This is a genomic window from Roseococcus thiosulfatophilus (genome assembly GCF_017311575.1).
Taxonomy (GTDB): domain Bacteria; phylum Pseudomonadota; class Alphaproteobacteria; order Acetobacterales; family Acetobacteraceae; genus Roseococcus; species Roseococcus thiosulfatophilus.
In genome coordinates, this window is sequence record NZ_JAFFQY010000064.1 from 110,842 (window position 1) to 130,437 (window position 19,596).

At 71.5% G+C, this 19,596-nt stretch carries 21 protein-coding genes; 10 read left to right on the forward strand and 11 right to left on the reverse strand.

All coding sequences use genetic code 11. The annotated features are described in order from the left end of the window. Positions 1-20: 20 nt before the first annotated feature. The 3 genes from JTN19_RS19615 to JTN19_RS19625 form a co-directional block, all read right to left on the reverse strand. On the reverse strand, positions 21-1,313 hold the full coding sequence (locus JTN19_RS19615; RefSeq protein ID WP_206936171.1) for a homoserine dehydrogenase: 1,293 nt from the start codon (positions 1,311-1,313) through the stop codon (positions 21-23). Next, entirely contained in the window at positions 1,310-2,524 is a 1,215-nt protein-coding gene (locus tag JTN19_RS19620) for an LL-diaminopimelate aminotransferase (protein ID WP_206936173.1), read from the reverse strand. Before JTN19_RS19620 ends, JTN19_RS19615 begins: the two co-directional genes overlap by 4 nt. 110 nt (positions 2,525-2,634) lie before the next feature. Beyond that, complete coding sequence (locus JTN19_RS19625; protein WP_206936175.1) at positions 2,635-3,147, reverse strand: hypothetical protein; 513 nt, start codon at positions 3,145-3,147, stop codon at positions 2,635-2,637. Positions 3,148-3,298: 151 nt separating this feature from the next. On the opposite strand from JTN19_RS19625, the gene JTN19_RS19630 reads away from it, so the two are divergent. Continuing rightward, positions 3,299-5,101, forward strand: a complete 1,803-nt coding sequence (locus tag JTN19_RS19630; protein ID WP_206936177.1) for a PHA/PHB synthase family protein — start codon at positions 3,299-3,301, stop codon at positions 5,099-5,101. Between the two features lie 158 nt (positions 5,102-5,259). Here the strand turns inward: JTN19_RS19630 and JTN19_RS19635 are convergent, their stop codons facing one another. The 6 genes from JTN19_RS19635 to rplM all read right to left on the reverse strand — a co-directional run bounded on the left by JTN19_RS19635 (position 5,260) and on the right by rplM (position 9,112). Beyond that, the gene (locus JTN19_RS19635; RefSeq protein WP_206936179.1) at positions 5,260-5,892 is read right to left on the reverse strand and encodes a hypothetical protein; all 633 of its coding nucleotides are present in this window, start codon (positions 5,890-5,892) and stop codon (positions 5,260-5,262) included. Then, the gene (locus tag JTN19_RS19640; RefSeq protein ID WP_206936181.1) at positions 5,892-6,482 is read right to left on the reverse strand and encodes a hypothetical protein; all 591 of its coding nucleotides are present in this window, start codon (positions 6,480-6,482) and stop codon (positions 5,892-5,894) included. The genes JTN19_RS19635 and JTN19_RS19640 overlap by 1 nt, the downstream gene beginning before the upstream one ends. Next, on the reverse strand, positions 6,479-7,030 hold the full coding sequence (locus JTN19_RS19645; RefSeq protein ID WP_206936183.1) for a gamma carbonic anhydrase family protein: 552 nt from the start codon (positions 7,028-7,030) through the stop codon (positions 6,479-6,481). The genes JTN19_RS19640 and JTN19_RS19645 overlap by 4 nt, the downstream gene beginning before the upstream one ends. Positions 7,031-7,035: 5 nt before the next feature. Beyond that, positions 7,036-7,995, reverse strand: a complete 960-nt coding sequence (argC, locus tag JTN19_RS19650) for an N-acetyl-gamma-glutamyl-phosphate reductase (RefSeq protein ID WP_206936185.1) — start codon at positions 7,993-7,995, stop codon at positions 7,036-7,038. A gap of 125 nt (positions 7,996-8,120) precedes the next feature. Continuing rightward, positions 8,121-8,621: a 30S ribosomal protein S9 gene (gene rpsI, locus JTN19_RS19655; protein WP_206936188.1), complete on the reverse strand. Its 501-nt coding sequence runs from the start codon at positions 8,619-8,621 to the stop codon at positions 8,121-8,123. A gap of 5 nt (positions 8,622-8,626) precedes the next feature. Beyond that, a complete protein-coding gene (rplM, locus tag JTN19_RS19660; protein WP_206936190.1) occupies positions 8,627-9,112 on the reverse strand; it encodes a 50S ribosomal protein L13 in 486 nt (161 codons plus the stop codon). 180 nt (positions 9,113-9,292) lie between these two features. On the opposite strand from rplM, the gene JTN19_RS19665 reads away from it, so the two are divergent. The 7 genes from JTN19_RS19665 to JTN19_RS19695 all read left to right on the forward strand — a co-directional run bounded on the left by JTN19_RS19665 (position 9,293) and on the right by JTN19_RS19695 (position 15,320). Beyond that, entirely contained in the window at positions 9,293-10,252 is a 960-nt protein-coding gene (locus JTN19_RS19665) for a tripartite tricarboxylate transporter substrate binding protein (protein ID WP_206936192.1), read from the forward strand. Positions 10,253-10,332: 80 nt separating this feature from the next. After that, positions 10,333-10,725 carry a VOC family protein gene (locus JTN19_RS19670; protein ID WP_206936194.1) on the forward strand — a complete coding sequence of 131 codons (393 nt, stop codon included), beginning with the start codon at positions 10,333-10,335 and terminating at the stop codon, positions 10,723-10,725. 19 nt (positions 10,726-10,744) lie between these two features. Continuing rightward, positions 10,745-12,442 (forward strand): dihydroxy-acid dehydratase, encoded by a 1,698-nt coding sequence (locus JTN19_RS19675; RefSeq protein ID WP_242531310.1) that lies wholly within the window; start codon positions 10,745-10,747, stop codon positions 12,440-12,442. 217 nt (positions 12,443-12,659) lie between these two features. Further along, complete coding sequence (locus JTN19_RS19680; protein ID WP_206936197.1) at positions 12,660-12,989, forward strand: hypothetical protein; 330 nt, start codon at positions 12,660-12,662, stop codon at positions 12,987-12,989. Positions 12,990-13,076: 87 nt separating this feature from the next. Beyond that, complete coding sequence (locus tag JTN19_RS19685; protein WP_206936199.1) at positions 13,077-14,255, forward strand: M20 aminoacylase family protein; 1,179 nt, start codon at positions 13,077-13,079, stop codon at positions 14,253-14,255. Further along, complete coding sequence (locus JTN19_RS19690) at positions 14,248-14,805, forward strand: chromate transporter (protein ID WP_206936201.1); 558 nt, start codon at positions 14,248-14,250, stop codon at positions 14,803-14,805. The genes JTN19_RS19685 and JTN19_RS19690 overlap by 8 nt, the downstream gene beginning before the upstream one ends. Next, positions 14,802-15,320 (forward strand): chromate transporter, encoded by a 519-nt coding sequence (locus JTN19_RS19695; protein WP_206936203.1) that lies wholly within the window; start codon positions 14,802-14,804, stop codon positions 15,318-15,320. The genes JTN19_RS19690 and JTN19_RS19695 overlap by 4 nt, the downstream gene beginning before the upstream one ends. 223 nt (positions 15,321-15,543) lie before the next feature. Here the strand turns inward: JTN19_RS19695 and JTN19_RS19700 are convergent, their stop codons facing one another. Both JTN19_RS19700 and JTN19_RS19705 read right to left on the reverse strand, forming a co-directional pair. Then, on the reverse strand, positions 15,544-16,356 hold the full coding sequence (locus JTN19_RS19700) for an aspartate dehydrogenase (protein ID WP_206936205.1): 813 nt from the start codon (positions 16,354-16,356) through the stop codon (positions 15,544-15,546). Positions 16,357-16,447: 91 nt separating this feature from the next. Further along, positions 16,448-17,233, reverse strand: coding sequence for an SDR family oxidoreductase (locus JTN19_RS19705; protein ID WP_206936207.1), 786 nt, complete (start codon positions 17,231-17,233; stop codon positions 16,448-16,450). A gap of 99 nt (positions 17,234-17,332) precedes the next feature. On the opposite strand from JTN19_RS19705, the gene rfaE1 reads away from it, so the two are divergent. Next, positions 17,333-18,733: a D-glycero-beta-D-manno-heptose-7-phosphate kinase gene (gene rfaE1 / locus JTN19_RS19710; RefSeq protein WP_206936208.1), complete on the forward strand. Its 1,401-nt coding sequence runs from the start codon at positions 17,333-17,335 to the stop codon at positions 18,731-18,733. Next, positions 18,730-19,560 carry a penicillin-insensitive murein endopeptidase gene (gene mepA, locus JTN19_RS19715; protein ID WP_206936210.1) on the forward strand — a complete coding sequence of 277 codons (831 nt, stop codon included), beginning with the start codon at positions 18,730-18,732 and terminating at the stop codon, positions 19,558-19,560. Before rfaE1 ends, mepA begins: the two co-directional genes overlap by 4 nt. Positions 19,561-19,596 lie beyond the last annotated feature (36 nt).

Here is a 19,596-nt window from a genome sequence, read left to right on the forward strand (position 1 = left end):
GTTCCTCCGGGGGTGGACGCTCACAGCGCCTCGATGCGGATCATGGCGGGGGGTTCCACCACGGTGGGCAGGGATGCGAGGCGGGTGAGCGCCTGGCGCATCTGCGCCTCCTCGCACTCATGGGTGACGAGGACGACGGGCACCGCCTCGCCCGGCGCGCGGCCGCGCTGGAGCATGGATTCGAGGCTGATGCGCGCATCGCGCAGCACCGCCGTCACATCCGCGATCACGCCCGGCTGGTCCAGCACCATCAGCCGCAGGTAGTAGGCGCCGCGATGGGCCGCCATGGGCAGGGCGGGCGAGGCATCGAGCGTCTCGGACGCGGCACCCCAGAGCGGCGCGGCACGCCCGCGTGCGAGGTCGATGAGGTCCGCCACCACCGCGCTGGCGGTGGGGCCGGCGCCGGCGCCGCGGCCTTGCAGCACCACGCGCCCCACGGCGTCGCCCTCGGCCAGCACGGCGTTGAACACGCCCTCGACGGCCGCCAGCGGGCTCGCCTCCGGCACCATGCAGGGGTGGACGCGGGCGGTCACGCCGCCCGCCTCCTGCGAGGCGATGCCCAGCAGTTTGATCCGGTAGCCGAGTTCGCCGGCCAGCGCGATGTCGAGTGCGGAGACGTGGCGGATGCCCTCGATGTGCAGCGCCTCCAGATCCACCGGCCGGCCGAAGGCGAGCGCCGCCAGGATGGCGAGCTTGTGCGCCGCGTCCACGCCGTCAATGTCGAAGCTGGGGTCGGCCTCGGCATAGCCGAGGTCCTGCGCGGTCTTGAGCACCTCGGCGAAGGGCAAGCCCTTCTGGCGCATCTCGGTCAGGATGTAGTTGCAGGTGCCGTTCAGGATGCCGGCCACGCGGGTGATGCGGTTGGCGGCCAGCCCTTCGCGCAGCGCCTTGATGGCGGGGATGCCGCCCGCCACCGCGGCCTCATAGGCCAGGGTCGTGCCCGTCTTCTCCACCAGCCGCGCCAGGGCCACGCCATGGGTGGCGAGCAGCGCCTTGTTGGCGGTGACCACCGGCCGGCCGGCGGCGAGCGACGCCTCGACCAGCGCGCGCGCCGGGCCTTCGGAACTGCCCATCACCTCCACCACCGCGTCCAGCCCGGGCGCGGTCGCCAGCGCCAGGGGGTCGTCGTGCCAGGCGAGGCCGTCCAGCGACACGCCACGGTCCCGCCCGCGGTCACGGGCCGAAACGGCCACCACCTCGATGGGCCGGCCCGCGCGGGCCGTGATGAGGTCCGCATTGGCGCGCAGCAGGGACACCACGCCGGCGCCGACGGTGCCAAGCCCCGCCACGCCGAGTTTGAGAGGGGAAGTCATGCCTTGATCTGTTCCTCGACGGGGGCTGCGTTGTCGCCCTGCAAGAAAGTGCGGATGCCGCGCAGCGCCTGGCGGATGCGCTGGCTGTTCTCGACGAGGGCGACGCGGACATGCCCGTCGCCGTGCTCGCCGAAGCCCACGCCGGGGGCCACGGCCACCTTGGCCTTCTCCAGCAGCAGCTTGGAGAAGCCGACCGAGCCCAGCTCGCGGAAACGCTCGGGAATGGGCGCCCAGAGGAACATGGAGCCCTCGCAGGGCGGCACGTCCCAGCCGGCCTGCTGGAGGCCTTTCACCAGCACGTCGCGGCGCTCCCGGTACAGCGCCCGCATCTCCGCCACGCAATCCTGCGGGCCGTTCAGCGCGGCGGCGGCGGCCACCTGGATGGGCGTGAAGGCGCCATAGTCCAGGTAGGACTTCACCCGCGCCAGCGCCGAGATCAGGCGGGGGTTGCCCGCCGCGAAGCCCATGCGCCAGCCCGGCATGTTGTAGGTCTTGGAGAGGCTGGTGAACTCCACCGTGCAATCCATGGCACCGGGGATTTCCAGCACGGAAGGCGGCGGGTTGGCCTCATCGAAGTAAAGTTCGGCGTAGGCCAGGTCGCTCAGGATGAACAACTCATGCTGGCGGGCGATCCGCACCAGCTCCTTGTAGAATTCGCGGCTGGCCAGCAGCGCCGTCGGGTTGGACGGGAAGTTGACGATCAGCGCGGTGGGCTTGGGCACGGAATGCTTCACCGCGCGGGTGATGGCCTCCAGCATCGCGTCATCGGGCGTGTAGGGGATGCTGCGCGCGGTCGCGCCCGCGATGATGAAGCCGAACTGGTGGATGGGATAGGACGGGTTGGGCACCAGGATCGTGTCGCCCGGCGAGGTGATGGCCTGGGCGAGGTTCGCCAGCCCCTCCTTGGAACCGAGCGTGGCCACCACCTCCGTCTCCGGGTCGAGCTTCACGCCAAAGCGGCGGGCGTAATAGCCGGCCAGCGCCTTGCGCAGCCCGGGGATGCCCTTGGACATGGAATAGCGGTGGCTGCGCGGATCCTGCACCGTCTCGACCAGCTTGGCCACGATGTGCGCGGGCGTCGGGCTGTCGGGGTTGCCCATGCCGAGGTCCACGATGTCCTCCGCGGCGGCCCGGGCCTTGGCCTTGGCGGTGTTCACCTCGGCGAAGACATAGGGCGGCAGGCGGCGGATGCGGTGGAATTCCTCGGCCATGGGTGGCCACTCCTCGGTCGGGCGGGCGCTCGGCCTGCCGGGCTAGGCCCGCGGGCGCGGGCCATTGGCGGTTGATGATGGGGCGGGTGTAGCGGAGTCGTGGCAGTGCGTCATCCGCCCCGCAGGTCGGGCGGCGGCGGCGGGGCGAGAAGCTCCGGCGCGGGCGGCGGCGGCGGGGCGCCGGGCTCCGGCTGGGGCAGCGGCGGCAGCGCGGGCGCGGGCGCCGCCCCGCGCGCGGGGCCCCAGGGTACGCCGGGCGCGCGCACCAGGCGCGGCGGCGGCGGCGGACCGGCCGGGATGGGCGGGTTGCCGGGGGCAGCCGCCGCGGCGCGGGGCGCATCCTCACGGCCCTCGGGCAGCGGGGTGGCGGCGTCCTCGCGCGTGCCCTCCAGCCCCCGCAGGATGGCGTTGCGCGTGGCGAGGTCCGGCCGGTTGGGCACCGGCGGCACGCTGGCCAGGTTGGGGGTGGGCTGGTCGAGCCCGGGGGGCGGCAGGCGCGCATCCAGGCTCGCCCCCGTCGCGTCGCGCCAGAGGGAGAGGGGGTTGCCGCGCTCGGGCAGGCCACCGCAGCCCGGCAGCAGCAGCGCCACGATGAACAGCCCCGGCAGGGCTTTGGCAGGCATGGTGTGGCGTCGCACGCGATCATCCCCTCCGGCGGATCATGCCTGGATAAAGCAGATTGGCCTTCGCCGGAATGTACCGCGAAACTCGCGCGCCGCGCCGAAAGCGCCTATCCTGCCCCACGAGACCGCGGCACCCGCCACAGGACCCCGAATGACCGACAAGCCCGGCGACTTGACGCCAGACTTCCGCCTGCCCGACCCCCGCCTCGTCACCCGCACCATGGCCGAGGTGGCGGAGCGCAGCCAGCGCATCGTGACGGACTTCCTGAAGCGCCAGGCCGAGACCGACGCCAACCCCGACCCGCTGAACATCGGCGGTGCCTTCATGGAGATGACGAGCCGCCTCATGGCCAACCCGGCCAAGCTGATGGAGGCGCAGCTCGGCTTCTGGCAGGACTACATCACCCTCTGGTCCAACACCGCGCGGCGCATGATGGGCGGCGACCCGGGCCCCGTCATCGAGGAACCCCGCGGCGACCGCCGCTTCAAGGACGACGCCTGGCGCGAGAACGAGGTCTTCGACTTCATCCGCCAATCCTACCTGCTGGCGGCGCGCTACTTCACCACCGCCGTCAACAGCGCGGACGGGCTGGACGAGAAGACCGCGCAGAAGGTGGATTTCTACACGCGGCAATTCGTGGACGCGATGAGCCCCGCGAACTTCGTGATGACCAACCCCGAGGTGCTGCGCCGCACGGCCGAGACGGGCGGGACCAACCTCCTCAAGGGCCTCTCCAACCTGCTGGCCGACCTGGAGCGGGGCAAGGGCAAGCTGCGCATCCGCATGACGGATGACAGCAAGTTCCGCGTGGGCGAGAACATCGCCGTGACACCCGGCCAGGTCGTCTTCCAGAACGACCTGATGCAGCTGATCCAGTACAACCCCACCACCGAGACGGTGCTGAAGCGCCCGCTGGTGATCTTCCCGCCCTGGATCAACAAGTTCTACATCCTGGATCTGCGGCCCAAGAACAGCTTCATCCGCTGGGCGGTGGACCAGGGGCACACGGTCTTCGTCGCGTCCTGGGTCAATCCGGACGAAAGCCTGGCCGACAAGGGTTTCGACGACTACATGCGCGAGGGCGTGCTGGCGGCCCTCGACGCCATCGAGGCCGCGACGGGTGAGCGCGAGGTGAACGCCATCGGCTATTGCCTGGGCGGCACGCTGCTGGCGACCACCCTCGCCCACATGGCCGCGCGGCGCGACAACCGCATCAAGTCCGCCACCTATTTCGTGACGCTCACGGATTTCGAGCAGCCCGGCGAACTCGGCGTCTTCATTGACGAGGAGCAGCTGACCGCCCTCGAAGGCAAGATGGACAAGCGCGGCTTCCTGGATGGCCGCGAGATGGCCACCACCTTCAACATGCTGCGCGCCAATGACCTGATCTGGTCCTTCGTGGTGAACAACTACCTGATGGGCCAGGACCCCTTCCCCTTCGACCTGCTCTACTGGAACGACGACAGCACCCGCATGCCGGCCAGGATGCACAGCTTCTACCTGCGCCGCATGTACCAGCAGAATGACCTCATCAAGCCGAACGCGCTGGAACTGCTGGGCACGAAGATCGACCTGCGGAAGATCAAGGTGCCGACCTACATGATCTCGACGCGCGAGGACCATATCGCGCCCTGGAAGAGCACCTACCGCGCCACCCAGGTCTATGGCGGCAAGGTGCGCTTCGTCCTCGCGGCGTCCGGCCATATCGCCGGCGTGGTGAACCCGCCGGATTCCGGCAAGTACAGCCATTGGATCAACGAGGACCTGCCGCCCGACCCGGAAGCCTGGCTGGCGGGCGCCACGGAGCTGGCCGGCAGCTGGTGGCCGGATTGGCACCGCTGGGTCAGCGCCATGGACAATGCCCAGGTGCCCGCGCGCAAGCCGGGCGATGGCCAGCTCAAGCCGATCGAAGCGGCGCCGGGCAGCTATGTTCGGGTGATGGCGGTGGACTGAGCGCGCACCGCGCCGCCGATTCAGGCCCCGGCTGCGCCGGGACGATCGGGCGCGGGTGGGCTGTGCGACCGATTCACGCCCCGGCTGCGCCGGGACGATCGGGCGCCCGTGGGCTGTGCGACCGATTCACGCCCGGCTGCGCCGGACGATCGGGCGCATTAGAGCGGCGGGCCGGCCAGTCCCATCCAGTTCATCACCCCCACCGGCTCGGTGCCGACCGAACCGCCGAGGCCACGCCCGGCGAAGCCCTGGTGGCGTTCCAGCTCCTCGCGCAGCGCGGGGAGCGCGAGGGCCGCACCTGGCCGGGGCCCCGGCTGCCGCAGCCGCGCCAGCGCATCAGGCCGCACGCGCAGGAACACCGCTGACGACATGGCCCGCTGCACCGCCGCCGCATCATTGGCCCGCAGCGCGCGGGAGGCGGCCACCAGCGCCTGCACCACCTGCTCGGGCGTCGCATCGGGGGAGATGGCCAGCGCCGCGCGGCTCTCCTCCACCGCGCGTTGCAGGGCGAAGCGGTGCGAGGCGGGGATATTGGCCAGTCGGTAACCCGCCCGCGTCTCGCCCGAAAGCCATTCCAGGCGGGCAGCGGCAAGGGCGGCCTCGACCGGGCGGTCATCGCGCGCCGTCTCCGGCGCCGTGGCATCGGCCACGGCCAAGTCCAGGATGGCGCCGAGCGGCGCCACCACCCGCCCTTCCGACAATTCCGCCGCGGGCTCGGGCACGGCCGGGCGGCGCGCCTCGGCGCAGGCCGCCAGCAGCGCCGCCAGCGCGAGGACGCCCAGGGCGCGCATCAGCGGTGGCGGCCCCGGCTGGACATGTCACGGGGCACCTCGATCTGCCGATCAAGGGACATGCGGGCCATCTCGGCGGCGCGGGCGGTCTGCGGCAGGGGAGGCAGGGCGGCGAGGCGCGCCAGCGTGGCCTCGGGCCCGGCGGTGAAGGCAGGCGTGGCCAATGCCGCCCCTGCCCTGCCCGGCTCATTGGCCGAAAGCGCCGCCTCGGCGGCCAGCAGGCCGTCGATCACACCCTGCGCGGGCGCGCCCTCGGCCACGCCCAGCGCGGACCGCCATTCGCGACGCGCGGCGAGAAGCTGCAACTCCGTCATGCCGTCCAGCCGGATCGTCATCAGCGGGTCCTGCGGGAGGGCGACGGTGATGTACTCCATATTGGCCAGAGCCCGCGCGGCCGCGGCCGGCTGGCCCTGAAGCTGGGCGGGCCGGGCGAAGGTGCCGCTGGCGGCGAAGACCGCGCCCCGCGTCGGATCCCCGGCCCCCAGCAGGTAGTTGCTGGGCAGCGTCGCCGTCTCGGGCGGGGTGACGCCCGCGCAGGCGGCGAAGGCCAGGGGCAGCACCAGGATCAGGGCGCGGCGCTTCTGGGTCATGGGCTGTGCGTCTCCGGTTCCAGGATGGCGGCCAGCGAGAGGCGGTGCCGCCCGGAGAGCTCTACATAGTGCTTCGCCGTCGTGTCGAAACCCGCGCGCTGCTCGACCGTGAGAACGCGGACCAGCTTCGCGGGGTTGCCCATCCAGAGCTCCAGCGCGCCGATGCGCTTGCCCGGCGGCAGGACGGAGCCCGCGGCCAGCACGCCGCCCGCCTCCACCACCGCATCGTCCAGCACGGTGGCACCCATGCCGATGAAGGCGCGGTCCTCCAGCTTGCAGGCGTGGATGATGGCGGCATGGCCCACCGTGACATCGGCGCCGATGATGGTGGACTGCCGCCCGGCATTCACATGGATGATGGTGCCGTCCTGGATGTTGGTGCGCGGCCCGATGCGGATGATGTTCGTGTCGCCGCGCAGCACGCAGTGATACCAGATATTGGCGCCGGCGCCGATCTCGACATCGCCGATCACGGCCGCGGTGGGCGCCACCCATGCTTCCGGATGGACCACCGGCACCTTGCCTTCGAAGGGATAGAAGGGACCCATGCGCGTTACTCCGCCGCCTGTTGCGTGGCGCCGGGCAGCGTGGTCTGCACCGCGATGCCCAGCATCAGTCCGATATTCTGCACCGCGGCCCCCGAGGCGCCCTTGCCCAGGTTGTCATAGCGGGCCGTCAGCACCGCATGGCCCCGCTTCGCGTTGCCGTGGACGCGCAGCTCGATGGCGTTGGTGTTGTTCAGCGCCTGGGGTTCGAGCTTGGCGCCGGCTTCGGCCGGAACCACGCGGACATGCTCGGCGCCGGCATAGCGGGCGCGCAGCGCCTCCTCCAGTGCGGAGGGGTCCGGCCGGCCGGGCAGCAGGTCGAGGTGCAGCGGGATGCTGTCGATCATGCCCTGGCGGAAATCCCCCACCGAGGGCACGAAGATGGGGCGGCGCGTCAGCCCGGCATGGAGCTGAAGTTCCGCCACGTGCTTGTGCTCGAGCGTGAGGCCATACAGCTCGAAATCCGGTGCCGTGCGGGCCTCATAGGCCGCGATCATGGCGTTGCCGCCGCCCGAATAGCCCGAGACGGCGTTGACGCTGATGGGGTGGTCGGCCGGGATCAGCCCGGCCTCGACCAGCGGGCGCAGCAGCAGGATGGCGCCGGTGGGGTAGCAACCTGGGTTGGAGACGCGTGCGGCGGCGGCGATGCGGCCGGGCTGCTCGGGCGAAAGCTCCGCCAGGCCATACTCCCAGTCAGCCGCCACGCGGTGGGCGGTGCTGGCATCCAGCAGCTTGGGGGCCTTGGCGCCGAGCGACGCGGCGAGTGCCGCACTCTCCCGCGCCGCGTCATCGGGCAGGCAGAGGACGACGAGGTCCACCTCCTCCATCATGGCGCGGCGGGCCTCGGGGTCCTTCCGGCGCTCGGGCGCGATGGAACGGACCGTGACGTTGGACAGCAGTTCCAGGCGCTGGCGGATTTGCAGCCCGGTGGTGCCGGCCTCGCCGTCAATGAAGATGCTGGGGGTCATGGGGCTTTCCTCTGCGCCAAGTCTGGACCGGAAGGGGCGAATAAGAAAGGGGCGGACCCTGGTGGGCCCGCCCCTTCTGGAAGGTATGACAGCCTTTCGGGCCGGCGCGGACGCCGGGCCCGGCGTCAGCGCTTGCTGAACTGGAAGGAACGTCGCGCCTTCATCTTGCCGTACTTCTTGCGCTCGACCGCACGCGGGTCGCGCGTCAGGAAGCCGGCCTTCTTCAGGATGCCGCGCAGGTCGGGCTCATAGTTGCACAGCGCGCGGGAGATGCCGTGGCGCACCGCGCCGGCCTGGCCGGACAGACCGCCGCCCACCACCGTCGCGATGACGTCGAAGGTCTGGTAGCGGTCGGCCACCAGGAAGGGCTGGGTGATCAGCATCCGCAGCACCGGGCGCGCGAAATACTTCGACGCCGGCTTGTCGTTGATGGTGATGACGCCCTTGCCCGGCTTGATCCAGACGCGCGCCACGCTCTCCTTGCGGGAGCCGGTGGCATAGGCGCGGCCCTGGGCGTCACGCTTCGGCTCGCGCTTCACGGCCTCGGCGGCGCCTTCGGCGGCCGGCGTGCCCTGGACGAGGCTCTTGAGGTCGGCGAGGGAGGTCGCCGTGGTCTGCTCGCTCATCGGGGTCAGGCCTTCTGCGCGCCAGGCGCGACATTCTTGCGGTTCATGGCCGCGACATCCAGTGCCACGGGCGACTGGCCGGCATGGGGATGCTCGGTGCCGGCATAGACGTGCAGGTTCTTCATCTGCTTCCGGCCGAGCGGCCCGCGGGTGATCATGCGCTCCACGGCCTTCTCGATCACGCGCTCGGGGTGGCGGCTCTCGAGGCGCTGGCGCAGGGAACGGCCCTTCACGCCACCGGCATAGCCGGTGTGCCAGTAGAAGAATTCCTGCTCGGCCTTGTTGCCGGTCAGCCGCACCTTGTCGGCATTGATGATGACGACATGGTCGCCGCAATCCACATGCGGGGTGAATTGCGGCTTGTGCTTGCCGCGAAGCCGGTTGGCGACGATGGACGCGAGGCGGCCGAGAATGAGGCCATCGGCGTCAATCACCCACCAGCCCTTCTGGACCTCCGCCGGCTTCAGCGAGCGGGTCTGTGTGCTGAGCATGATCTACCCTGGAATTGAAAACCGCGGGATATGTGCCCCAACCGGCGCGCGAGGTCAAGCGCGGACTGGGTTTTTCATGCGTGGTATCATCATACCGGCTCGCGCAGCAATTCCTTGCATTTCCCCCGCCCGGCTTGCCACGCTGCGCCACAATCAGAAGAATCCCTGGAGGAAACACGCATGTCCATCACCCGCCGCGCGGCGCTGGCCGCGCCGCTGCTGGCCGCCCCCTTTCTGCCGGCGCGCGCCCAGTCGGGCGTCACGTCCGTCGTCATCCCCTATGCGGCGGGCGGGGCCTCCGACGTGGTGGGGCGCATCGTGACCGAGGGGCTGGCGCAGCGCCTGGGCGGCACCTTCATCATGGACCACAAGCCCGGCGCCTCCACCACCATCGCCGCCCGGCACGTGGCGCGCGCCCAGCCCGATGGGCGCACCCTGCTGCTGGCCACCGTCGTCACCATGGCCATGGCACCGCTTGCCATCCGGGAGCCTGGCTATGACCCGGTGCGTGACTTCACCCACATGACCGCGGTCTGCACCACCGAGGCCTGGCTGGTGGCGAATGAGCGCTGGGGCAGCCTCGAGGCGCTCTTCGCCGCCGCCCGCCAGCGCCCGGGCCAGCTCAGCTATGCGAGCTGGGGCGTCGGCACCACGGCCCACCTGCCCATGGTCGAGCTGACGGCGCGGGCGGGGGTCGAGATGCTGCACGTGCCCTTCAACGGCGCGCCGGCGGCCCTCACCGAGGTGATCTCGGGCCGGGTGGATTGCATGATCGTCCTGGTCGCGGCCTCGCGCGGGCAGGTGGAGGCCGGCCGGGTGCGCGTGCTGGGCGCGGCCAACAAGGAGCGCATCGCGGCCTATCCCGACATCCCCACCGTGGCCGAGCAGGGCTTTTCCGGCTTCGGCGGCGGCGCCTGGTATTCGCTGCACGGCCCGCGCGGCATGCAGCCCGAGCAGGCGCGGCGCATCACCCAGGCCGCGATCGAGAGCTTCAGCACGCCCGAGGCCATCGCCTTCATGCGCAGCCGCGGCCTCGCCCCCGATGAATTCGGCACCGAGGCGCTGGTCGCCCGCATCCCGCGCGAGCTGGAGCAGAACCGCGAGCTGATGAGCCGGGCCGGGATCACGCCCGGGGCCTGAACGGCGGCGCCTGATTCCCGCAAGACGGGTCAAGCCGTGCGGCGTTATCCCTGGCAGGCAACCAGCAAGGGAAACGCCGCATGTTCAGCCACGTCACCTTCGGCACCAATGACCTTACGCGCGCCGCCGCCTTCTATGATCCGCTGATGGCGCGCCTGGGTTTCCGCCGTATCGAGAGCGACCCGGCACATGGCCTCATCGGCTATGGAACGGGCCCCGAGGAAACACCGCAATTCTACCTGATGAAGCCCTTCGACGGCCAGGCGGCCACGGTGGGCAACGGCGCCATGGCCGCCTTCGAGGCGCGGGACCGCGCCACGGTGGATGAATTCCACCGCATCGCCATGGAAGGGGGCGGCAGCTGCGAGGGCCCGCCGGGGCTTCGCCCGCACTATCATCCCGACTACTACGGGACCTATGTCCGCGACGCGGACGGGAACAAGCTGTGCTGCGTGTGCCACCGCCCCGCCTGAGGGGCATGAGGGAATGACCATGGAAGAGAAGAAGGGGCTGGCCCGGAACGCGGCCAACTACGGGGACCGGGAATTCGCGCTGTATCTGCGCCGCTCCTTCGCCAAGTCCATGGGCTATTCGCGCGACGCGCTGGCGCGGCCGGTGGTGGGCATCGCCGACACGGGCAGCGACCTCAACAACTGCCACCGCACCGCGCCGGAACTGATCGAGGCCGTGAAGCGGGGCGTGCTGATGGCGGGGGGGCTGCCGATGAGCTTTCCCACCGTCAGCCTGTGCGAGCCCTATCTGAACCCCTGCTCCATGCACTACCGCAACCTCATGGCGCTCGACACCGAGGCGATGATCTCGGCCCAGCCCATGGATGCCGTGGTGCTGGTGGGCGGCTGCGACAAGACGGTGCCGGCCCAGCTGATGGCGGCCGCGAGTGCCGGCGTGCCGGCCGTGCAGCTGGTCACGGGCCCGATGAGCGCCAACCGCTTCCAGGGCGAGCGCCTGGCCGCCTGCACCGATTGCCGCCGCTACTGGGCCCGCTATCGCGCGGGCGAGGTGGATGAGGCGCGCATCGAGGAGGTGGAGGGCGCGCTCGCCACCACCGCCGGCACCTGCGGCGTGATGGGCACGGCCAGCACCATGGCCTGCATCGCGGCCGTGCTCGGCTTCATGCCGCTGGAGGGGGCGTCCATCCCGGCTGTCCACGCCGACCGGCTTCGCATCGCCGAGGAAGCGGGCGCCCAGGCCGTGCGCCTGATCCACAAGCCGGTGGCGCCGACCGCGCTGCTGACGCCGCAGTCCATCGAGAACGCGCTGCGGGTACTGCTGGCGCTGGGCGGCTCCACCAATGCGCTGGTGCACCTGGCGGCCATCGCGGGCCGCGCGGGGGTGGCCATCGACTACCACCGGCTGAACGAGCTGTCGGACACCACGCCCGTGCTGGTGGACCTGAAGCCCACCGGCGAGGGCTACATGGAGGATTTCCACTTCGCCGGCGGCATGAAGGCCCTGCTGCACGAACTGCGCGACCTGCTGCACCTGGACTGCCCCGACCTCGACGGCGTGACGCTGGGCGAGCGGCTGGGCGCGGGCCCCGCCTATGTGGACCGCACCTACATCAAGGCGCGGGAGAACCCGGTCTCGCCCGTGGGCGGGCTGGTGGCGCTGCACGGCTCGCTGGCGCCGGAGGGCGCCATCCTGAAGCGTTCCGCCGCCACCCCTGCCCTCTTTGAGACCGAGGCGCGCTGTCTGGTCTTCGACGGGCTGGAGGATTTGGCAGCCCGCATTGACGACCCCGCGCTGGATGTCGAGCCGGGCGACATCATGATCCTGAAGGGCGCCGGCCCGCTGTCCAGCGCCGGCATGCCCGAGGCCGGCTACCTGCCCATCCCGAAGAAGCTGGCCCGCGCGGGCGTGAAGGACATGGTGCGGATGAGCGATTGCCGCATGTCCGGCACCGCCTTCGGCACGGTGGTGCTGCACATCGCGCCCGAGGCGGTGGCGGGCGGGCCGCTCGCGCTGGTGGAAACCGGGGACCGCGTGCGGCTTTCGGTGGAGAAGCGCAGCCTCGACCTGCTGGTGGACGAGGCGACGCTGGCCGAGCGCCGCGCCCGCTGGACCCCGCCCGAGGTGCCCAAGCGCGGCTGGGACGCGCTGGTGCGCCGCGAGGTGACCCAGGCGCCGCAGGGGGCCGATTTGCGCTTCCTGTTGCCGGAAGGGCAATAGCGTCTGATCGGCTTCGGGATACCGAAGCCGTGAATCAGCCGCGGGGCAATAGCGTCCCCCTGGCCGCGAGGCGCTGAGCCACGGCGAAAGCGCCTGCGCCCCATGTTGCCGGCGCTATAGCCGGCAACCAACCGCCAGGGTTAGGCTTTCCTTCAGGCGACGGGCTGCCGACTCCATCCGGGGTCGCAGAACGGCCCGCGCCAGGAGGAAAATTGCCATGTCGCGGCACCTGCTCGCGGCCGCGCTGCTGCCATGCCTGGCGGCGGTGCCGGCCCATGCCGACCCGTTCCAGCCCTGCACGGTGACGCTGTTCACCGCCCAGCCCCGCAGCGGTGAGGAGGCGCTGACCGAGGCGCGCCGCCAGATCGCCGCCCATCGCTGCGCCCCCGGCGACCCGCTGGTGGTGGTGGGCACGGGGTTCCAGCCCATGCTGCTTGCCGCCTCCCTGTGCCGGCGCGGCGCCTCGGTGCAGATCAGCGACATGCCCGACACCCAGGACCACACCCGCCAGGTGGATTGCGAGCTTCCGGCCCGTGGTGGCCGCTGAGGCACGCGCCACACCTGGCATTGTCCACGCCCCCTTGCCGCCGGGCGCAAACAGACGTTTTGATGGGGCAAAGTCGGAGTTTGCCCCATGCCCGTCCTCAACCGCATCGCCGAGTTCCACCCCGAGATGACGGAGTGGCGGCAGGATTTCCACCGCCACCCCGAGCTGGGCTTCGAGGAGGTCCGCACCAGCGGCATCGTGGCCGCCAAGCTGCGCGAATTCGGCTGCGACGAGGTCCTCACGGGCATCGCCAAGACCGGGGTGGTGGGCGTGATCCATGGTGCCAGGGGCCGCACCGGCCGCGCCATCGGCCTGCGCGCCGACATGGACGCCCTGCCCATCCATGAGGCGACGGGCCTGCCCCACGCCTCCACCATCCCCGGCAAGATGCACGCCTGCGGCCATGACGGGCACACGGCCATGCTGCTGGGCGCCGCCAAATACCTGGCCGAGACGCGCAACTTCGACGGCACCGTCTATGTGATCTTCCAGCCGGCGGAAGAGGGCGGCGGCGGCGGCGGCGTGATGGTCGAGGAAGGCCTCTTCACCCGCTTCCCGATGGAGCGCGTCTTCGGCTTGCACAACTGGCCGGGCGCCCCCGCGGGCAGCTTCCTCTGGCGCGAGGGGCCGGTCATGGCGGCCGTGGCGGGGCTGGAGATCACCGTGACCGGCAAGGGCGGGCATGGCGCCCTGCCCTTCCAGACCGTGGACCCCATCGTGGCCTCGGCCGCCATCATCCAGGCCCTGCAGACCATCGTGGCGCGCAACATGGACGCGGCCGATGCGGGCGTCATCACCATCGGCAGCATCCATGCGGGCGAGGCGGGCAACGTCATCCCCGAGGTGGTGAAGATGACAGGCACCGCCCGCTGGTTCCTGCCCGAGGTGGGCGACCTGCTGGAGCGCCGCTTCAAGGAGGTCGTGACCGGCGTGGCCGCCAGCCTGGGTGCGACCGCCGAGCCCGTCTTCCGCCGCGCCTACCCGGCCACCATCAACGAGGGGGACAGCACCCGCCTCGCGGTCCGCGCGGCCGAGACCATCGCGGGCGCGGCCGCCGTCCAGCACATGGACAAGCCCACCATGGGCGCCGAGGACTTCGCCTTCATGCTGGAGGCGAAGGCCGGCAGCTACCTCATGCTGGGCGGCGGGCGCGGCGGGAACGACGCCTCGGTCCACCACCCCATGTATGACTTCAACGACGAGATCCTGCCCATCGGCGCCTCCTGGTGGTCCACCCTGGCCGAGCAGCTGCTGCCCCGTGAGTGAGACGCGGATCCCGACCCGGACGGAACTCTTCCTGGGCTATGCGAAGATGGGGCTGCTGGGCTTTGGCGGCGTTGCCGCCTGGTCGCGCCATGTCATCGTCGAGGAGCGCCGCTGGCTGACCGAGCGCGAATACGCCGAGATCCTGGGCATGGGGCAGATCCTGCCCGGGCCCAATGTGGGCAATGCTTCGGTGATGATCGGCCGGCGCTTCCATGGGCTGGTCGGCGCGCTGCTGGCCACCTCGGGCCTCTATGTCGGGCCGCTGACGGTGCTGATGGGCTTGGCCCTCCTCTATGACAACTTCGCCGAGGCGCCCGGCGTCGCCTCCTTCATGCATGGCATCGCCGCCGCCGCCGCCGGCATGGTGATCGCGACCGCGCTCAAGATGGGGCAGAACCTGCGGCCGCCGCCCGAACTCATCGCCATCGGCATCGCGGCGCTGGTCGCGGCGGCCTTCCTGCGCCTGCCGCTGCTGCTGATCGTGTTCAGCCTGGCGCCCATCGGCATCTGGCTTTCCATCCGACGTGCCTACCGGGAGGCCCCGAAGTGAGCCTGCTGCTCCAGATCTTCCTGGCCTTCGCGACCCTCTCGCTGGTCGCGGTGGGCGGCGCCACCGCGGTCCTGCCGGAGATGCACCGCCTGCTGGTGGTGGTCCATGGCTGGATGGACGACGCGACCTTCACGCAACTCTTCGCCCTCGCCCAGGCCGCGCCCGGCCCGAACATCCTGGCCGCCTCGCTGATGGGGTGGAACATCGCGGGCATCGGCGGCCTCGCCATGGCGACACTCGGCATGCTGCTGCCGGCCGCCATTCTCGCCTGGTATGTGGCCGGCGCCACGCACCGCCTGCGCGGGGCGCGCTGGCTCAAGCCCGCGCAGTTCGGCCTGGTGCCCATCGCCGTGGGCCTCATCGGCGCCTCCGGCATCACCCTCGCCCGCGCGGCCACCACCGGATGGCTGACCTGGGTGATCCTGGCCATCTCGTTCCTGTTCGTGTGGCGGACGAAGTGCTCGCCCCTCTGGGTGCTGGCCGGCGGCGGCGCGCTGGGGGTGGCGCTGCTGTAGGGTGCGCCGCGGGGGACGCTGTCCCCCGCACCCCCTGCCAAAGGCCATGGCCTTTGGAAACCGTCAGTTTTTGGGTTTGCGGGAGGGGGCGTCTCGGGCGCGCCCTTGATCACGGGTGGGACATGCCCCCTCCCGAAAACCCCAACAATCGAATGGGTGTCCAGAGGCCCTCGGCCTCTGGCAGGTGGGGTGTGGGGAGGACGGCGTCCTCCCCACGGCACCTTCAGCTGCCCACCTTCAGCGTGCTGGTCAGGCCGCGCAGGCAGGCCAGGATGGACAGGGGCGTGATCTTGCCCGTGCGGGGGTTTTCCTCGCTGGGCACGTTTTCGATGGTCATGGTCAGGCGGGCGGAGGCGGCGTCCACGCGGATGGTGTGGGTGTTGCGGGTGACGTGCGGGTCGGCCCAGATCTCGATCATGGTCTTCTGCGGGCCGATGCCGGCCAGGGCCAGCGCGGCGGCGACGTTGACGTTGGCCGGGAAGCCCTGGGCCGCGTCGAAGGCGTTGCCCTTGAAGACCAGCTTCTTCTCATCGGTCACGGCCAGCACGTCGATCTTGTGCTGTTCGAGATAGGGCGCGCCCACCAGGCCGCGCGGCGGCTTGCGCGTCTCGATGGTGACGGAGGCGACTTCGCCCTCCGCCGCCGCGCGCACGGCGTCGAGGCCGAGCAGCGCGCCGGTCGGCACGATGATGCGCGCGCCGGTCCTCCGCGCTTCCTCCACCAGGTGCATGCGCGGCAGCAGCGCCCCGCAGGAGGAAGGCACGAAGATGCGCCCGCGCGCGATGGCGGCCTTGGCCACTTCCTCGAAGATGGAGGCGGGCGCGGCTTCCACCACGATATCGGCCTCGGCGAGGCCGGCTAGATCCGTCAGCGCGGGCGTCTTGCGGAAGCCCGCGAGGTTGGCGCGCGCCTTGTCGTGGTCGCGCGCGGCGACGGAATGCAGGCTCAGCCCCTCCACGCCCGCGTCCAGCGCGCGGGCGAGGTGCAGGCCGATGGCGCCGAGGCCGGCGATGCCGACGGTGAGGGTGCGGGACATGGGCGGGTTCCTCCGGCGAAAATGTCGCCGGGGTTAGTGCCCGCCGCTGGCCGCCGCCGCAAGGGCGCCCCCATCAGCTTGGCAACCCGGTTCAGACGACCGGGCTGCGCCCGCCATCCACATTGATGGCGGTGCCGGTGATGTAGCCGCCCTGCTCGCTCGCCAGCAGCAGCGCGAGCGAGGCGAATTCCTCCGGCTTGCCGATTCGGCCCAGCGGCACGACGCGCCCCTGTTCCTCCTTCCACTCCTCCCAGGTGATGTTGCGCTTGTCGGCCGCGTGGCGGCGCACCCATTGGTCGCTCTCGATGATGCCGACCAGCATGGCGTTCACCAGGATATTGTCCGGCGCATATTCATTCGCCAGCGCCTTGGTCAGCGCCATGCCGGCCGCGCGCGACACGCTGGTGGGCGTGGAGGTGGCGAGCGGCGCCTTGGCCCCGATGTTGAGCACGTTGATGATCCGACCCCATTTGCGCTGACGCATGCCCGGCAGCACGGCGCGGCAGAAGCGCACGGCCGCCATGAGTTTCAGGTCCAGGTCGTCCTGCCAGAGTGCGTCGCTGATATCGAGGAAGGGCCCGCGCTGCGAGGTGCCGGCATTGTTCACCAGGATGTCGATGGGTCCGATGGCGGCCTCGGCCTCGGCATGCAGGCGCACGCACTCTCCGGCTTGGCGGATGTCGCCGGCGATGGCGGCCACCTTCGCGGTCGGGGCGGCGGCCTCGATCTCGGCCTTGGCGGCGGCCAGCGCCTCGGCGCCGCGGGCCACCAGCGCCACATGCCCGCCCGCGCGGGCGAAGGCCAGGCCCATGGCCAGCCCCAGCCCCTTCGAGCCCCCGGTGATGAGCGCGCGCCGGCCCTCGATGGAAATCTGCATGGCGGTTCCTCCCGTTGCGTGGGCGCGATGGTGGCGGGGCCGGGGGCGCGCGTGAAGGCACCCCTCGCCCCTGTGCGCGCCAGGGCCTAAACAGGGCGCATGTTCGACCCCTCGGGACGCCGCGTCCTCGTTCTCGGCGATGTGATGCTGGACCGCTTCGTCTATGGCGCGGCGCAGCGCCTCTCGCCCGAGGCGCCGGTGCCGGTGGTGCGCCTGTCCGAACGCCGCGCCATGGCGGGCGGGGCGGGCAATGTCGCGCGCAACATCCAGGCGCTGGGCGGCGAGGTGCTGCTGCTGGCCGCCATCGGCGCCGATGCGGCGGGCGAGGAGCTGGCCGCGCTGCTGGGCCCCGCCGCGAAACTTCTGCGCGTGCCGGGCCGCATGACGCCCGTGAAGCTGCGCGTCATCGCCGGCCGCCAGCAGGTGGTGCGGGTGGATGAGGAGGAGGCCGCGCCGCTCGCTGACACCGCGCCCCTGCTGGAGGCCCTTCCCGCCGCGCTGGACGGCGCCCAGGCCGTGGTGCTGTCCGACTACGCCAAGGGCACCCTGCCCCCCGCCGTGATCGCGGCCGCCATCGCAGGCGCCCGCGCGCGCGGCATCCCCGTGCTGGCCGACCCCAAGGGGCGCGACTTCGCGCGCTACGCCGGGGTGGATGTGCTGACGCCCAATGCCGGGGAACTGGCCGAGGCCGCGGGCCTACCCGTCGGCACCGATGCCGAGTGCGAAGAAGCGGCACGCCACCTGCTCACGCGGATTGAGGCCCGCGCCATCCTCGCCACCCGCAGCGAGAAGGGGATGATGCTGGTGCCGCGCGACGCCCCCGCCACCCTCATCCCGGCCATGGCGCGCGAGGTCTTCGACGTCTCCGGCGCGGGCGACACGGTCATCGCGACCCTGGCGCTGGGGGTGGCCAGCGGGTTGTCGCTGGAGGCCGCCATGCGCGCGGCCAATGCGGCGGCGGGCGTGGTGGTGGGCAAGCTCGGCACCGCCACCTGTTCGCTGGCCGAGCTGGAAGCCGCGCTGCGGGAGGGTGACGGCACGCTGCTCACCTGGCCCGAGGCCGCGCGGCAGGTCCGCGCCTGGCAGGCCCAGGGGCTGCGCGTTGGCTTCGCCAATGGCTGCTTCGACCTGCTGCACGCCGGCCATGTCGGCCTGCTGCACGCGGCCCGCGGCCATTGCGACCGGCTGGTGGTGGCGCTGAACGACGATGCCTCGGTGGCGCGACTGAAAGGCCCCTCGCGCCCCATCAACACGCTGCAAGACCGCGCCACCGTCATCGGCGCGCTGGCCGCGGTGGACGCGGTGGTGGGCTTCGCCGAGGACACGCCGCTGGAAGCCATCCTGACCCTGCGGCCGGACGTGCTGTTCAAGGGCCAGGACTACCGCATCGAGGAGGTGGTCGGCGCGCCCGAGATCGCCTCCTGGGGCGGGCGGACGGTGCTGCTGGAGTTGCTGCCGGGCCGGTCCACCACCGCCATTGTCGAGAGGATGCGGTCATGATCCGTGCGCTGGTCGTCCTGCTGGCGCTGACCCTGCCCGCCCAGGCGCAGGCGCCGCGCAGCAATGCCTGGGCCGAGGTGCCGGGACCGACCGCCGGCCAGGCGCGCTCCATCGGCGGCGCCTCGCTGGGCTGCCTCGCGGGCGGGGTGCAGCTGCCGCTGGAGGGCGTGGGCTACCAGGCGGTGCGCGTCTCCCGTAACCGCCACTGGGGCCACCCCGTCACCATCCGCTTCGTGCAGGATTTCGCGGCGGAGGCGCAGCGGCGCGGCCTGCCCGACCTCTGGATCGGCGACCTGGCGCAGCCGCGTGGCGGCCCCATGCCCTGGGGCCATGTGAGCCACCAGACCGGCCTCGACGTGGACATCTGGCTTGACCTGCTGCCCAAGCCCCGCCAGCCGCGCGCGGCGCGGGACGAGATCCGCATCACCTCGCTCGTGCTGCCCGACCAGTCGGGGTTGGACCCGCGCCACTTCACCGCCCGCCACGCGGCGCTGATCCGGCAGGCGGCGGAGCACCCGGGCGTGGACCGCGTCATCGTGAACCACGGCATCAAGCGCAGCCTCTGCGCCGCCCATCGCGGCGAGGCCTGGCTGCGCCGGGTGCGCCCCTGGCGCGGGCATGACAGCCACATGCACATCCGCCTGCGCTGCGCGCCCGGCGACGCCGCGTGCCAGCAGGGCCCGCCCATCCCCGCCGGCGATGGCTGCGATGCGAGCCTCGACTGGTGGCTGAGCGAGGAGGCCCGCCGCCCGCCGCCGCGGCCGGCCCGCCCGGGGCCCCCGCCCGCCCTGCCCGCCGCCTGCGCGGGGGTGCTGCGCGCGCCCTGAGCCTCCCCGCCCGGCGCATTCCGGGCTATCGCTGCT

Excerpts from the sequence above, each read along its gene's own strand:
- JTN19_RS19615 (WP_206936171.1), bottom strand. The coding sequence starts at position 1,313 with ATGACTTCCCCTCTCAAACTCGGCGTGGCGGGGCTTGGCACCGTCGGC.
- JTN19_RS19620 (WP_206936173.1), bottom strand. The coding sequence starts at position 2,524 with ATGGCCGAGGAATTCCACCGCATCCGCCGCCTGCCGCCCTATGTCTTC.
- JTN19_RS19625 (WP_206936175.1), bottom strand. The coding sequence starts at position 3,147 with ATGCCTGCCAAAGCCCTGCCGGGGCTGTTCATCGTGGCGCTGCTGCTG.
- JTN19_RS19630 (WP_206936177.1), top strand. The coding sequence starts at position 3,299 with ATGACCGACAAGCCCGGCGACTTGACGCCAGACTTCCGCCTGCCCGAC.
- JTN19_RS19635 (WP_206936179.1), bottom strand. The coding sequence starts at position 5,892 with ATGCGCGCCCTGGGCGTCCTCGCGCTGGCGGCGCTGCTGGCGGCCTGC.
- JTN19_RS19640 (WP_206936181.1), bottom strand. The coding sequence starts at position 6,482 with ATGACCCAGAAGCGCCGCGCCCTGATCCTGGTGCTGCCCCTGGCCTTC.
- JTN19_RS19645 (WP_206936183.1), bottom strand. The coding sequence starts at position 7,030 with ATGGGTCCCTTCTATCCCTTCGAAGGCAAGGTGCCGGTGGTCCATCCG.
- argC (WP_206936185.1), bottom strand. The coding sequence starts at position 7,995 with ATGACCCCCAGCATCTTCATTGACGGCGAGGCCGGCACCACCGGGCTG.
- rpsI (WP_206936188.1), bottom strand. The coding sequence starts at position 8,621 with ATGAGCGAGCAGACCACGGCGACCTCCCTCGCCGACCTCAAGAGCCTC.
- rplM (WP_206936190.1), bottom strand. The coding sequence starts at position 9,112 with ATGCTCAGCACACAGACCCGCTCGCTGAAGCCGGCGGAGGTCCAGAAG.
- JTN19_RS19665 (WP_206936192.1), top strand. The coding sequence starts at position 9,293 with ATGTCCATCACCCGCCGCGCGGCGCTGGCCGCGCCGCTGCTGGCCGCC.
- JTN19_RS19670 (WP_206936194.1), top strand. The coding sequence starts at position 10,333 with ATGTTCAGCCACGTCACCTTCGGCACCAATGACCTTACGCGCGCCGCC.
- JTN19_RS19675 (WP_242531310.1), top strand. The coding sequence starts at position 10,745 with ATGGAAGAGAAGAAGGGGCTGGCCCGGAACGCGGCCAACTACGGGGAC.
- JTN19_RS19680 (WP_206936197.1), top strand. The coding sequence starts at position 12,660 with ATGTCGCGGCACCTGCTCGCGGCCGCGCTGCTGCCATGCCTGGCGGCG.
- JTN19_RS19685 (WP_206936199.1), top strand. The coding sequence starts at position 13,077 with ATGCCCGTCCTCAACCGCATCGCCGAGTTCCACCCCGAGATGACGGAG.
- JTN19_RS19700 (WP_206936205.1), bottom strand. The coding sequence starts at position 16,356 with ATGTCCCGCACCCTCACCGTCGGCATCGCCGGCCTCGGCGCCATCGGC.
- JTN19_RS19705 (WP_206936207.1), bottom strand. The coding sequence starts at position 17,233 with ATGCAGATTTCCATCGAGGGCCGGCGCGCGCTCATCACCGGGGGCTCG.
- rfaE1 (WP_206936208.1), top strand. The coding sequence starts at position 17,333 with ATGTTCGACCCCTCGGGACGCCGCGTCCTCGTTCTCGGCGATGTGATG.
- mepA (WP_206936210.1), top strand. The coding sequence starts at position 18,730 with ATGATCCGTGCGCTGGTCGTCCTGCTGGCGCTGACCCTGCCCGCCCAG.